At 37.5% G+C, this 14,155-nt stretch carries 12 protein-coding genes and 1 other RNA gene; 9 read left to right on the forward strand and 4 right to left on the reverse strand.

Annotated features, from left to right (window positions below; translation table 11 throughout):
* Positions 1 to 99: 99 nt before the first annotated feature.
* Complete coding sequence (locus tag ABMA76_RS08855) at positions 100 to 2,277, forward strand: thiamine pyrophosphate-dependent enzyme (protein WP_392909765.1); 2,178 nt, start codon at positions 100 to 102, stop codon at positions 2,275 to 2,277.
* A gap of 17 nt (positions 2,278 to 2,294) precedes the next feature.
* A complete protein-coding gene (gene ung / locus ABMA76_RS08860) occupies positions 2,295 to 2,966 on the forward strand; it encodes a uracil-DNA glycosylase (RefSeq protein WP_392909767.1) in 672 nt (223 codons plus the stop codon).
* Here the strand turns inward: ung and ABMA76_RS08865 are convergent.
* Positions 2,901 to 3,929, reverse strand: a complete 1,029-nt coding sequence (locus ABMA76_RS08865) for a ComEC/Rec2 family competence protein (RefSeq protein WP_392909769.1) — start codon at positions 3,927 to 3,929, stop codon at positions 2,901 to 2,903. The genes ung and ABMA76_RS08865 overlap by 66 nt on opposite strands.
* Before the next feature lie 42 nt (positions 3,930 to 3,971).
* On the opposite strand from ABMA76_RS08865, the gene nadC reads away from it, so the two are divergent.
* Both nadC and nadB read left to right on the forward strand, forming a co-directional pair.
* Positions 3,972 to 4,820: a carboxylating nicotinate-nucleotide diphosphorylase gene (gene nadC / locus ABMA76_RS08870; RefSeq protein WP_392909771.1), complete on the forward strand. Its 849-nt coding sequence runs from the start codon at positions 3,972 to 3,974 to the stop codon at positions 4,818 to 4,820.
* Between the two features lie 4 nt (positions 4,821 to 4,824).
* On the forward strand, positions 4,825 to 6,390 hold the full coding sequence (gene nadB / locus ABMA76_RS08875) for an L-aspartate oxidase (protein WP_393061403.1): 1,566 nt from the start codon (positions 4,825 to 4,827) through the stop codon (positions 6,388 to 6,390).
* A gap of 193 nt (positions 6,391 to 6,583) precedes the next feature.
* On the opposite strand, the gene ABMA76_RS08880 is transcribed toward nadB, so the two are convergent.
* A complete protein-coding gene (locus ABMA76_RS08880; RefSeq protein ID WP_393061405.1) occupies positions 6,584 to 7,111 on the reverse strand; it encodes a pentapeptide repeat-containing protein in 528 nt (175 codons plus the stop codon).
* 221 nt (positions 7,112 to 7,332) lie between these two features.
* Here ABMA76_RS08880 and ABMA76_RS08885 point away from each other — a divergent pair, with 221 nt between their 5' ends.
* The 4 genes from ABMA76_RS08885 to ABMA76_RS08900 are packed head-to-tail and all read left to right on the forward strand — an operon-like array spanning position 7,333 to position 10,204.
* Complete coding sequence (locus ABMA76_RS08885) at positions 7,333 to 7,959, forward strand: helix-turn-helix domain-containing protein (RefSeq protein ID WP_392909777.1); 627 nt, start codon at positions 7,333 to 7,335, stop codon at positions 7,957 to 7,959.
* Positions 7,959 to 8,729 (forward strand): hypothetical protein, encoded by a 771-nt coding sequence (locus ABMA76_RS08890; RefSeq protein ID WP_392909779.1) that lies wholly within the window; start codon positions 7,959 to 7,961, stop codon positions 8,727 to 8,729. The genes ABMA76_RS08885 and ABMA76_RS08890 overlap by 1 nt, the downstream gene beginning before the upstream one ends.
* A gap of 21 nt (positions 8,730 to 8,750) precedes the next feature.
* The gene (locus ABMA76_RS08895) at positions 8,751 to 9,776 is read left to right on the forward strand and encodes a hypothetical protein (RefSeq protein WP_392909781.1); all 1,026 of its coding nucleotides are present in this window, start codon (positions 8,751 to 8,753) and stop codon (positions 9,774 to 9,776) included.
* Positions 9,776 to 10,204 carry a hypothetical protein gene (locus ABMA76_RS08900; RefSeq protein ID WP_393061407.1) on the forward strand — a complete coding sequence of 143 codons (429 nt, stop codon included), beginning with the start codon at positions 9,776 to 9,778 and terminating at the stop codon, positions 10,202 to 10,204. Before ABMA76_RS08895 ends, ABMA76_RS08900 begins: the two co-directional genes overlap by 1 nt.
* Here ABMA76_RS08900 and ABMA76_RS08905 read toward each other — a convergent pair.
* Entirely contained in the window at positions 10,196 to 12,214 is a 2,019-nt protein-coding gene (locus ABMA76_RS08905; protein ID WP_392909785.1) for a S9 family peptidase, read from the reverse strand. The two genes, ABMA76_RS08900 and ABMA76_RS08905, sit on opposite strands and share 9 nt — an antisense overlap.
* Before the next feature lie 52 nt (positions 12,215 to 12,266).
* Positions 12,267 to 12,629, reverse strand: an RNA gene (gene rnpB, locus ABMA76_RS08910) — RNase P RNA component class A.
* A 134-nt stretch (positions 12,630 to 12,763) separates the two neighbouring features.
* On the opposite strand from rnpB, the gene ABMA76_RS08915 reads away from it, so the two are divergent.
* Positions 12,764 to 14,152 (forward strand): TolC family protein, encoded by a 1,389-nt coding sequence (locus ABMA76_RS08915; protein WP_392909787.1) that lies wholly within the window; start codon positions 12,764 to 12,766, stop codon positions 14,150 to 14,152.
* The last annotated feature ends 3 nt before the right edge of the window (positions 14,153 to 14,155 follow it).

A 14,155-nucleotide genomic window follows, 5' to 3' on the forward strand; every position in this document is an offset into this window, starting at 1 on the left:
CCTGAAATCCGTCAAATATTATTTTAAAATTTAACGCACAGCATGTGCACCTTTTGCACTAAAATTGGTAAGCTAGCTCCACTTAAAAAGGGGCGTTAAATGCTTGATAAAACTGCAAAAGGATCAAATGTGGGTTCTACCAACTTAGATAAGAAAAAAGAGATCATTAAAAAATATAATCTTTCAAAAGAGGATCTTGTTTGGATGCTTCGTAACGTTTTCGTTTCAAGAAAACTTGATGATGCTGAGATCACAATGAAGAAGCAATCAACTGCATTCTTCCAAATTTCTGGTGCAGGACACGAAGGTGTTTTATCTGCTCTTGCAAAAGTTCTTAAGCCAGCTCACGATTGGTTTATTCCATACTACCGTGACAGAGCACTATGTACTGGTCTTGGTGTAACTCCATATGAAATGCTTTGCCAAGCAAATGGTAATATCGGAGATACTGCAACTCACGGACGTCAGATGCCAGCTCACTGGGGTAACGTAAAACTAAATATCGTTCAGAAATCATCATGTACAGGAACTCAATTCCTTCAAGCATGTGGTGTCGCTGAAGCAGGCCTTGCTCTAAAAGAACTTAAAGAAAAACATAAGTTTGATACTTCTAAATTCTTAGTTGAAGACGCAGAAGTTGTTTATACTTCATGTGGTGATGGAACAATTGCCCAAGGTGAGTTCTGGGAAGGACTTACAACTGCTTGTGCAAATAAGCTTCCAGTTCTATTTCACGTTGAAGATAATGGTTATGCTATTTCTACAATTACTTCAATGCAAACTCCTGGTGGTTCAATTTCAAAAGCACTAGATGAATTCCCAGGTCTAAAAATTATTGAATGTGATGGTAATTGCCCAATTGAATCATATAAAGCAGCTGAAAAAGCAGCGAAGCATATTAGAGAAGGTAAGGGGCCAGTTCTTCTTCACTCTCATGTAACTCGTCCATACTCTCACTCTCTTTCTGATGATCAATCAATGTATCGTACGAAAGATGAGTTAGCGCAGGAAAAACAAGTTGATGTATTTAACTCTTACCCAAAAACTCTTATTGCACTAGGTGTGATGACTGAGAAAGAAGTTAACGATCTTCTTGAAGAGGTTTCAATTGAAGTAAGACGTGCAATGAAGGAAGCAGTTGATACTGAATGGCCTGCTCCTGAAACAGCACTAGATCACCTATACTCACATGATGTTGATCCAACTTCTTCAGACTTTGAAACTCAAGGGACTTTCGAAGGTAAAGACGATGTACCAATGGCATCAGCAATCAACGCTGTTCTTCGTTCTGAGTTCTCTAAGAACCCACTTCTTAGAATGTTTGGTGAAGACGTTGCAGACTTCTCTGATCTTGAAAGACTTAATAACCCAGATCTAAAAGGAAAGGGTGGTGTATTCAAGGTTTCTTCAGGTGTTCAAAGAGCATCTCTAGAAGGACAAGTATTTAACTCACCACTAGCTGAAGCTAATATCATCGGTCGTGCAATCGGTATGGCAATGAGAGGGCTTAAGCCAGTTGTTGAGATCCAATTCTTTGACTATATCTGGACTGCATATATGCAACTTAAGAATGAGATGGCGACGACTCGCTACCGTTCTGGTGGAGACTTCAAGTGTCCAATGGTTGTTCGTGTTCCAATCGGTGGATACCTAAGAGGTGGATCGATTTATCACTCACAATGTGGAGAGTCTCTATTTACTCACGTTCCAGGTATCAGAGTTGTCTTCCCATCAAATGCGGCAGACGCCGCTGGTCTTCTAAGAACAGCAATCAGATCAGACGATCCAGTTATGTTCCTAGAACACAAGCACCTTTACTACCAAGGTTATAACCGTACAGCAGATCCAGGTGAAGAATATATGATTCCATTTGGTAAAGCTCGTATTGCAAAACAAGGTGCTGATGCTACTGTTGTTGCTTGGGGAGCACTTGTTCAAAAATCAATTGATGCTGCTAAGAAAATTGAAGCAGAAACAGGTAAGACTGTTGAAGTAATCGATCTTCGTACTCTTGCACCATTTGATATGGACGCAATTAAGAAGTCACTTGAGAAAACAAATCGTCTTCTTATTTGTCATGAAGAAACTAAGACTTCAGGTTTTGCTGGTGAGATCGCTGCATGTGTTAACGAAGAATGCTTTGAGGCACTTGATGCTCCAATCCTTCGTGTAGCTGCAAAAGATTCACACGTTGCTTACTGTCCAACTTCAGAAGATTATATTCTTCCACAAGTTTCAGACGTATACGAACAACTTAACAAACTTTTAAATTACTAATACCAAGGCCAGCTCTTATGATTGAATACCTAAATGATAAGGGCTGGCTTAAATATCTAAAAGCTGAATTCCAAAAAGATTATATGATTTCTCTATCTGAGTTTCTTGATTCAGAAGAGGAAGTCATCTATCCAAGGCCTGAAGAGTTCTTTGCAGCCTTGAATCTTACTTCACTAGAGAATGTGAAGGTTGTTATTCTTGGACAGGACCCTTATCACGGAGAAGGGCAGGCCCACGGTCTAAGTTTTTCTGTGAAAAAAGGTGTAAAAATTCCACCTTCTCTTAGAAATATCTATAAAGAGCTAAATGAAGACCTTGGGCTAGATATTCCTGAACATGGATATTTAGAAGAATGGGCAAAGCAAGGGGTTCTTCTCTTAAATAATTGTCTAACTGTTCGTAAGGCACAGGCCGGCTCTCATCACAAAAAGGGATGGGAGAAGTTTACGGCAAAGATTATTGATATCATCAATGAGCACTGTGAAAATGTTGTCTTTATTCTTTGGGGTGGCCCTGCTCAAAAGAAGGGAAAAAATATTGATGAGTCAAAACACTTAGTGATTAAGTCTCCTCACCCTTCTCCACTTTCGTCGTATCGTGGCTTCTTTGGTTCAAAACCTTTTTCACAAGCGAATGCCTATCTCACTGAGCATAATCGTGAAGCTATCTCTTGGCAGATCACTAACTAGACCAACTGTTATTAGTGCTAAGGCATGTTTCCTTGTTTTTTGTGAGTAAATAATCACACCAATTAAAATGAGAAAATTCACATGAATAAAGCCTAGCGCTTGCGCGATATCATAGCTTAATTCTATTAAAGCTGTATAAGCTGAAATAAACCATTGAGCGTAGTTAAAGTATTCAATAAAGAAGAGATTGAAGAATAGGATGGGATAGATGAGAGTGAAGAAACTTGTCAGTAGTGGCGAGAGAATAATCGTTGCTGGATAAATGATCCCCGTAAATTTGTGTGCAATAAAAAGCTGAGCAACAAAGAAGAGAAGATACATCTTATAGATTCGATATTCTTTAATTGAAAAAATTAGGCCAAGAAATAGAGTGCTCAAATAAAATGATAGGGGTGAGTAGCGATAAGTACCAAAGAAGAAATCTGTAATTAGAAAGAAGAGAAATACTTGCATCTTAGAGTAATTAGTCTCTCTTACTTTGTTTAAAATAAAAAAACTTCGAATGAGGGCCACTCGTCTAAATGAATAATAACCTGGGAGAAAGAAGTAAAAGCCTAAGCATAGAGTGAGCTCAACTAGGTTGGAAAATCTAGGATATCTTCTTCTTAAGAAATAGAAAATAAGAAAGAGTGAGCTTAAATGTAGTCCAGATGGAGTCATTAGGTGAAGAAGGTTTAAGTGAGCAAGTTTTCTTTTAAGCCCTTTATCAAGTCCCCATTTTTGTCCGGTTAAAACTGAACGATAGAAATAGAATTCATGTTTTTTAACAAAGCTTGTCTTGGTTTTTACAGGTAGCTTTAGCTTTGGTGGACGTGAATACTGCCTATTGTCATTCCCTTGAAAAAGGGGATTAATGAGTAAAAACGCTAGAAGAAAGATAATATTGAAACGCATTGCAGCTTTATAAGTCAAATTTGAGTAATTAACAGGATTTTTGAAGGTTTCGGGAGTTTTTTTTCTCATTTGAAAATGGTAGAAAAAGCATCTAAACGGAGTAATTGCGAAATGAATTTATTGGTAAATAAAGCACTACAGGATTCGATTGAAACTTATTTTAAAGAAGATGATCTAAGTCGTAACCTGAACTATATTCAGTCTCTTCCAAATGATGAGGTTCACTGTAAGTTAAAGATTAAAGATGACATGATTCTGTGTGGCCTGCCATACTTTATTGAATCTTTTAATTACCTAGGTGCGAACTTAAATTACGAAGATTTTAAGAAATATGAAGGCCAAAAATACACTAAAGATGAAATGGCCGAAATTGAATTTAAACTTCCTTTTTCAATTGCGCTTACAGGTGAGCGTATTGCTCTTAACTTAATTCAAAGAGCATCATCAATTGCAACATATACTAATAAATTTGCAACACTTGCTCTGGATAGCGGAGTCAAAATTCTTGATACAAGAAAGACTCTTCCAGGTTATCGTGCTCTTGAAAAATATGCTGTTGTCACAGGTGGAGGAAATAACCACCGCTTCGGCCAAAGTGATATGTGGATGGTTAAAGATAATCACAAGTCATTTTTTGGTGGTGTAAAAGAAGCAATTGATTTCTTTAAGTCAAAGAACTCTTTCTACACGCCAATTGAGGTTGAAATTCACGATCTTAATGAATTACAAATTGCACTTGGTGAAGGTGTAAGACATATTATGCTTGATAACTTTTCTCCAGAGGAAATTAAGGAAGCGGTAAAACAGAAGCCAAAAGGTGTTACTTTTGAAGTTTCAGGCGGAGTTCGTTTAAATACATTAGAGAGCTACTTAATAGAAGGTGTCGATGCCATTAGCATTGGGGCCCTTACTTATGATGCTCCAGCAGTGGACTTATCACTAAAGTACGCAAGAGGGTAAACAGTTGAATAGTTACGACTTTGATGTTCTTATTTTAGGTTGTGGAATTGCTGGGCTTGCCACTGCAGCAAAACTTGCAGAGAGTAATTTAAAAGTAGGGATTGTTACAAGAGCGAAAGATCCTCAGGTTTCAAATACATATTGGGCCCAAGGTGGGATTATCTATCCAAATGCAAGTGATGATGCTCTCGGAAAGGATATTCAAGTTGCTTCTTCAAATACTTCTAATCCTCAAGCGATTGAAACACTAAAAAACTTTGGAAAAATAGCAATTGATGAGCTCTTATTGGAGAAAGCGAATGCTAATTTTGAAAGAGATGAGAATAACTCATTAAAATATACAAAGGAAGCGGCTCACTCAATTGAGCGAATTCTCTACCGTGGTGATTACACAGGTAAGGAAATTCAAATCAGTCTTTTAAATTTACTTAAGGACCAAAAGCGCTATCCAACAGTTCACTTCCTTGAAGCACATACGGCCATTGATTTAATCACAGCTTCTCACCATGGAATTTCAATTTCTCAGCGTTACGAAGAAAGAAAAATCCTTGGAGCTTATCTTTTAAATCAAGAAAAGGGCAATGTTGTTAAGGCGATGGCCAAGAAGACAGTACTGGCCACTGGTGGAGTCGGTGCACTTTATCTTCACCATTCAAACTCTGGAGCAAGTCGTGGTGATGGTATTGCCATGGCAAAGAGAGCAGGTGCCGACATCATTGATATGGAATTTATTCAATTTCACCCAACGACTTTCTATGATTCATCTTCACATGGACGTTTTCTAGTATCTGAAGCAGTTAGAGGTGAAGGGGGAATTCTCGTTAACTGTAATGGCGAGAGATTTATGAGCAAGTACCATCCAGAGATGGAGCTAGCTCCTCGTGATGTAGTGGCCCGCTCAATAATGGAAGAAACTATTGAGACAAGACACGAGTGTGTTTATCTCGATATTTCACATAAAGATGGAGAGTGGATTAAAGAGCGCTTTCCAACGATCTATAAGCACTGTCTAGAGCACGGTGTGGATATGACTAAGGAACCAATTCCTGTTGTACCTGCCGCTCATTATACTTGTGGTGGAGTTAAGATTGATATGAAGGGGCAAACTTCAATCAAGAATCTCTACGCTGTCGGTGAGGTTTCTTGTTCTGGACTTCATGGAGCAAACCGACTTGCTTCAACTTCGCTGCTTGAAGGCTTAACTTGGGGCTATCTTGCGGCCATTGATATTTCTAAGACTGTAGGAGAGGAAAATCTTTACTCTCATCTGCAAATTAAGAATTGGCAAGAAGAGTACGCTTCAATTGATAAGGCCCTTGTTCAACAGGATTGGATGACTTTAAAGCTTACAATGTGGAATTATGTTGGTCTTTCAAGAACGACAAATCGACTTAAGCGAGCGCTTGCAATGTTTAATGAAATCAATGACGAGGTTTCTCGTTTCTATCGCAGTTGCAAACTTGATGACAGCTTAATTGGTTTAAGAAATGCCATTGAAGTTTCAACAATGATCGTTAAGTCATCGATGAGAAATAAAGAATCCATTGGTTGCTTTTATAGTAAAATGTAAAAAAGAAGGCCAACACCTTTGAGAGAGAGTTGGCCCGAGAGCAAGTATCAGTTGCGAGATTTCCTGCTTATCTACATCCAGTAGAACAAGACTAGGTATGATATATCGTCTCTATAAAAGATTTGTATCTGGCCGTATTATCCTTGAGACTAGTGACGTAAACACGATTGCCAGGCGTCTTTAAAATTTCAATTTAAGCAGCAGATTTAATAAAGTTGAGTAAGCTCGTTCCCCATTGGTTGGGTGAAGCAATAAGAGCGGCTTCAAAACTTAGAACTTCTTCAACTTCTTCCTTAATTTCTTCGATATCTTGAGTTTCTTCAAAGATATCAAATTTATTCTGGTCACCATCTTTGATAACCTTATAGACTTCAAGATCCAGTTCACAATCTTCAATGATTGAATTCTTTAAAGTGGAATACTTCCATGTATTCCCAATGATCTTGCATCCATCAAAATTGCATCCTTCAATATGTGAAAATTCGAAGTTGCAATTTTCAAACGTACAGTTGATAAATTTACACTCTCTCATTTTTGATCCAAAAAAAATGCAAGACTTGAAGTTAACAGCGATAAAAGTGGTTTGAGAGAAGAGAGAACCAGATATGGTTAAGTTACTTAAATCACTTGATTTTACTAGCTCTTTTTCAATTACTTCATACTGTCCATTTTTGAAGTCAGATAATGTCTCAGTCATAATGAAGTTTGTTAAAGTGGCCATGTGATCCCTCCAAGCCTTGCTTAATTTGTGGATTAGTTCATCCACACTTGAATCATAACCATTCTTGACTGGTTGCGTCAAGCAATAAAATTGCATCAAGAAATAAAAATTAAAACCGATAATGATATTAGGGACTTTTGGGGCATAAAATTTCAGGCCGCAATTGCACCTTTATGAAATATCAATAAGTTATAGGTATTTCAATTTGCAAGGAGAAGTATATGTCTGAATTTAACAAAGAGAAATTAGACGATTATTTAGGAATTATTAGAAAGTACATGCAGGTGAGAGGGCCGATGACACAAAAAGACCTTGCTGAGTCAACAGGACTTGGGGTTTCGACGGTCTCTCGCTTTCTTTCGATGAAGACAACTGAGATTAACCCTCAGGTAGTTGCTAAAATTACTGCTGAATTGGATATTCCACTTCATGAAATGATCGATTTTGTCGAAGAGCACTTTACTGATCACTTTATAAGACTTGTTAAATTCTATAAAGGTGATGAAAAGAAAGAGCAGCCAGCACAGCAGACGCGGCCACAACAACAAACTTCCACAGCAGGTGGATTTGAGGATGCTCTTGTTGACACGATTAAAAGTGGCACAACTGGAAATGCTCAAGTTAATGCTAATCCAACTATGAAGATTGGTGGAAAGACACGAACAATGCCATTTGTTACTGATACTAGTAACGAAGATGTTTTAAAAGAGCGTATGGCCCAACTTACACCAAGACAAAAGGCTTACGTTGCTGACTTTTTAAGTCTTGATATCGACGCTAGAGATTTAATCGTCGATCTTGGAAATGACTTATTTAGATATTTTAGACAAAGGGGAATGATTGCTTAATGCACTTTAAAAAGGCACTCCTTGCATTCTTAATTTCATCTGCGGTAGTTGCACTCCCGCAAACGGTGGAATTTGTCTTTTTATCTGCAGCACCTAAGCAAACTCTTTTGGAACAAATTCTTTATAAAAATATTTCTCGTAAAATTGCACAAAACGATGATCACTGTGTGGAGATGGGTGATGGATGCTTTGATCCACAAACAGGTTATATGATTGGTAAGTCTGGAAAAGACTACGTCGATCAAGAATATGGAACTCCCGATAAAGAAGTTGCCGTCGAGAATACAATTGATTCAAATATGATTCGCTGTACTGGTGCATACTTTGATATTTTCTGTGGCAAGGCCAAGAAGGTTGAAAAGAAAAAAGCACCTAAGTATGAAATCTGGATTGATACAAGTGCATCTCTTCGAAATTCTGACTGGTCAAAAAGTGGTGAGACTTGTTATCGCAGAAGTTTTGTCAGTCGCTTATCTTACGGCTGTCCTGTCACAATCAAAGCCTTTGACTCTTCTATCAGAGAAATAAAGAATGACCTCTATCTGTGCCAAACAAAGGGTGGAAATAACACGAAGAAGATCATTCGTTGGCTGAAAAACTCAGATGCGAAGCATTTATTTGTCCTCACAGATATTGATGAGGCCAAGGGTGAGCTAATGGATTTCCTGAGTAATATCGGTGCTAAGGTACATGGCGTCGGAAGTAAGGGATTTTATCCAGAAGATCTATTGAAATTAGCAGATACGCTAAAAGCATCTTGTCAAAAATAGTAGAAATCGCTACAAATAATCATGTTTAAAAAACTTCTAAAATGGTCGAAAGACACTTATACAGAGCTTCCTTGGCGAAGAAATAGAACTGTCTACAAGACACTTGTTTCAGAAATTATGTTGCAACAAACAACTGTAGGTACAGTTCAAAATCACTTCGAAAGATTTCTTTCAATCTATCCAAATATTGAGACATTGGCCTCTTCAACTGAAGAAGAGATTTGTGTTGCATGGAAAGGTCTTGGCTACTATCGACGTGCTCGAAATCTTAGAAAGGCAGCAATTGATATTGTCGAAAACTTCAACGGTAAGATTCCGACGAAGTATGAAGATCTAATTTCAATTACAGGAATTGGAGAGTACACGGCCAATGCTATTATAAGTATTGGACAAAATAAGAGCGCTCTTTCAATTGATGCTAATATTGAAAGAGTCGTTAGCCGTATTTATGGCCTTAAGGGTGCCAAAGGACCTAAGCTTCAAAAGTTAATAAAGAAAAAATTTGAAGAAGGAGAGTTTCCTGAAATTGCAAAGTGCAAGGGGCGCGATATTAATGAGGCCCTAATGGATCTTGGTCGTATTTATTGTCAGGCACGTAGTGCAAATTGCGTGGGATGCCCTGTTTATAAAGACTGTGTTGCAGGAAATTCAAAAGATGCTCTTGAGTATCCGGAGATTCCTGTTAAGAAAATAGCTAAAACCTATGAACTCGATCTGCTTAGAGTTATCGTTAAAGAAGAGGACTCTATACTTGGTTATCGAAAAGCTGATGATGAGTGGCTATCTGGTCAAATTGAATGCCCGACTTTCATCTTAAGTAGTGAAGATAAGAAGCTTAAGCAATATCCTGAGCTTGACTCAAAGCTATCTTATAAGAAGTTGAAAAAATACAAAACAGCTATCACAAAGTATAAGATCACAAATTATATTCTTGAGATTTCACATGCTGAATTTAAAAAGAGTTACACTGGTAGCTTTAGAAAGTATAAGCTCAATGAAAAATTGAATATCTCAACGGCAACAAGTAAGGCACTTGCTAAGATCTAATGAAAGTAAATTGTTTCACGGCCATTAAAGATATTCTTCTAAATGATGGGATTGGCCTTCCTTATGATCGTGTTTATGAGCTCTTTGATGCAATAGAAAATACATCTCCTGTTAAGCATCGCCTAAGTGAGTTATTAGTTGGTGACTTAATACTATGGCGTAAAAACACTATTCCTAATAGTGGAGATACTGGTCATATTGCTATCATACGTGAAATTCTAACTGATGGTTGGATACGTGTTTATGATTATTCTAAGCAACCTCACTCAAATGAGAGTTGTGTTCGCCCTGGACAAGGAGAGGGTGAGATGAAGTTGATTTTAGATGGTGATGAAATTTTAGGTTTTATTTGGTCTAAGGAGATTAAGAAAACCAAGATGACAAAAATCCTGGGGATTTCTCCCCAAGACTTAAAAATATTATTCTAATTCTTTAATAAAGAAAGTGTAGATATCAGCATACTCTTTGAATGCTTCAAAGCGTCCTGAAGCACCAGCATGTCCCGCATCCATATTTGTCCAAAGAAGTTTAACTCGAGAATCTGTTGCATAGTCACGAAGTTTATAAGTCCACTTCATTGGTTCCCAATAAGTAACACGAGGATCATTTAGACCTGCAATGGCAAGAACTGCTGGGTATTCTCTCTCTTGTATATTTGAATACGGGCAATATGATTTAATGTATTCAAAATATTCTTTATCGTTAGGGTTCCCCCATTCTTCATACTCAAGTTGAGTTAGAGGAAGGCCGTCATCAAGCATTGTGTTTAGAACATCAACGAATGGAACATCTGCACAAGCGGCTCCAATTAGATTTTCCGTATCGAGGTTGATTGTTGCACCAACAAGCATACCACCGGCACTTCCACCCATAATTCCAATCTTACCTTTAGCAGTATAGCCTTCTTTGATAAGGTATTTGACACAAGCATAGAAGTCTTTAAATGTATTTTGCTTCTTTAAAAATTTTCCGTTCTCATACCATGAACGTCCCATTGTCGAACTTCCACGGATGTGACCAATAGCATAGACAAAGCCACGATCAAGAAGTGAGATATTATTACGGTTAAACCATGGGTGAATTGAAATCGAATAAGATCCATAACCATAAAGAAGACACTTATTTGGATCTCCAACTTTTGTTGTCTTTGCTCTAATGATTGTCATTGGAACGAGCACTCCATCATGAGATGGAATAAATTTTCTTTCAACGACATATTTATGTTGATCAAAGCCAGGAACTTCTACTTGGTGAACTTGCTTTGATTCTCCTGTTTCTACATTGTAGTCAAATGTCGTACTTGGCGTAGTAGGAGAACTATAGTTATAACGATAGATCTTTGTATCAAAATTTGCATTATTTCCTCCACCTACATGATAGGCGTCTTCAGGAAATGTAATTTCTTTTCTTTCATCGCTTTTAATTACGAGAAAGTGATTAAGCCCTTTTTCGCGGAAGCTTACAACTTTAAAATCTTTAAATACATTTAAGTTTGTAAGGTATCTTTCACTGCTACCTTCAACCTCAACCGTCGCTGAAGCATAATCAGGTTTTGCAATAGGAGTTCTGAGGATAGAGAAGTTTTCACTAAATTTATTTGTTAGAACTAGGAAATCATCACCATCTGATTCTACTGTGTACTCAATCTTATCTTCTTTTGGGAAGATTTCAATTGGATTCAAATCACTAGCATCAGCTTTAATATATGAAATTGAATTATTTGCTGATCCACCAGCATTAATAAGTAAGTACCTGTGGTCCATTGTTTCTTCGACAGTTAGAAAATACTCGCCAGACTCTTCAGTATAAATAACTTTATCAAATGAGTTTGTCATATCAGTGACGTGAACTTTGAATGGACGCATATTTTCATCCATTTCAATATAGGCATAGTGTTTCGAATCATTAAACCAAACTGGGCCACTGTTAATTTTCTTTGGTCCCTCTAGGATGATTTCATTTGTTGATAAGTCTTTAATATATAGATCATAAAGCTCATCGCCGTTATCATCGATTGTATAGATTAAATAGCGATGACATGGCGAAATTTCAAATGCACCAACATCAAGAAAGTCGCGTCCTTTTGCTAACTCATTCTCATCAAGGCAGACTTGTCTTTCATCTGAACCAACGTGGCGACGAAAGTGGATTGGATAGTCTTTACCTTCTTCATACCTTTCAAAATACTCATACTCATCATGAGGGTATGGACATGTTTCATAAGTTTGAAGCTCTCGAGATTTTAATTCTTCATAAATTGTATTCTTAAGTTCTTCAGAATCACTTAGATAGCTTTTAAAGAGCTCATTTTCTTCATTGAGAAATTTCATCACGTCGTTATCTTCTTCACGATTTCTCATCCAGAAATAGTCATCAGTTAAAACTTGGTCATGAATTTTTGTCTCGTGTGGGATTTTCTTTGGCTGAGGGTATTTCATCTTGTCCTCCTGAATTGAATGAATAATGTGCCGCGAGAGCGGCACATGTAAAAAGAAGAGTTAAGGTATAAGCCGGGTCCTGTATTGGACTATCATTCGTCTAGGCCAGCAGTTACCCACTGGCTCGAGCGCTTAACCCGTCAACAAGGGCTGGCTACCCCATGAGTCGACCTATTCAAGCTTGCACCGCCTAGAGTTTACCTGTTTTCACTACAGCAGGTGAGACGAATCTCTCACTGATTGGCCGGCCGAAGCTACCCCAATCGAATTCAAACCCCTGTACTTCCTTTCTGTTGCACTTGTCCTAGTCTCACGACCGACGGGCGTTACCCGCTAAGCTGCCATATGGTGCCCGGACTTTCCTCCCGTCTATTACACCGAAGCATAATAAACCAGCGATAGTCTCCTTAACTCTTTGCAGATTTATGCCCTATGTCACGCTGAATGTCAAAGGTTTACACACTAGCTAGTCATGCTTTATTTGAGTATGCTAAAACTTTTTTTAATTATATTCGTATAAGTTACATAGCCAATCGCCATGGAGAATTGATGAAATATATATTATTGGCCCTTGTGTCATTTTCAGCAAGTGCAAATCTAAAGAATTATGTTCGTGAATATTTAAAAGATTCAACAGAAGTAAAAGAAGCGAGTTACAATTTTGAGCTTTCTAAACTAACTCTTGAACTTGAATCTGGAGATAAGAGGCCTTGGACATTAGGTATTCTTGCTCAACATGATGATGTTGGCCTTATTTCAAATCCAAATAATCCAAACTTAGTAAATACATACAAGGCATTCAACTCTGGTGTGGAATTATCTAAGGAAAATGTCTGGGGTGGTAAGTTTTCGATCACAGGATCTTATATTGATTTTAGTGGTGGAACTGAATACGAGGGATATAACCAAGAGGTTTCATATACTCAGGATCTAGGAAAGAACTTCTTTGGTCGCAATGACGATGCTGACATTGAGATTGCTGAAAAGAATGTCTATTCATCTAAGTATGCTTTTGATGCTGAAGTTTCTCAAAATGTTCTTGAGTTTATCGAAACATATTATAACTACAAAAAAACAAAGACCCTTATTCAGCTAAAAGATGAAGCGATGAAGCGAGCTGAAAAAAGACTTAAGTTTGTTCAAAAGCAAGTAAGAGATGGCCTTAAGGAAAGAGTTGATCTCTACTCTGCTCAAGCGTCTGTTAACTCTGTTGGTGAAGAGCATGCAGAACTAGAGTCTCAGCTTGAAACTTACAAGAAATCTTTAGAGAGTAAGCTAGAAAGATCTCACTCATTTAATGATATCGATTTATATAAAATTGAAAAAATTAAAATGGAAACAATCACCGATGGAGAAATCGACTCCAATCTTACTATTCAGGCATTAAGTAAGAAACTTGAGGCGTTAAATACAGCTATCGAAAAGTATGACAACTCAGTATTTCCAACGATTGAATTGAGTGGTGCTTACAAGACAAATAGTTATACAGTTGCGGGAAGTGGAAATGTCTTTAGTGATGGAACATTCGGTTCTGATAATGATGCGACTGAAGTTGGCCTACAGATTGTAATCCCACTTGGTATGACAGTTGAAAAGAATAATTTAAAAGAAGCAAGAATTAATAAGCTTAATACTGAATATCAGCATCGCCTAGCAAAGATAAGAACTAAGAATCAATTAGATGCTCTTAAAAATACAATTCGTCTAATTGATAAGACAATTGATCTTGTTCTTAAAAGACATAAGTTAGCGACTCTTTCAGTTGCGGAGTATAACAAATTATACTCTCGTGGCCGTGCCGACTTTGATAATGTGATTTCAGCAGAAGAAAGACTTATTAGTACAGAGAATAAGTTTGTTGAGTACATTAGTCGCAGACAAAAACTATACTTCAGCTTACTTGATATTTACGGAAAGCTTGGTAACCACTTTCAATAAAAA

The organism is Halobacteriovorax sp. ZH5_bin.2, from assembly GCF_043196375.1.
Lineage (GTDB): Bacteria > Bdellovibrionota > Bacteriovoracia > Bacteriovoracales > Bacteriovoracaceae > Halobacteriovorax_A.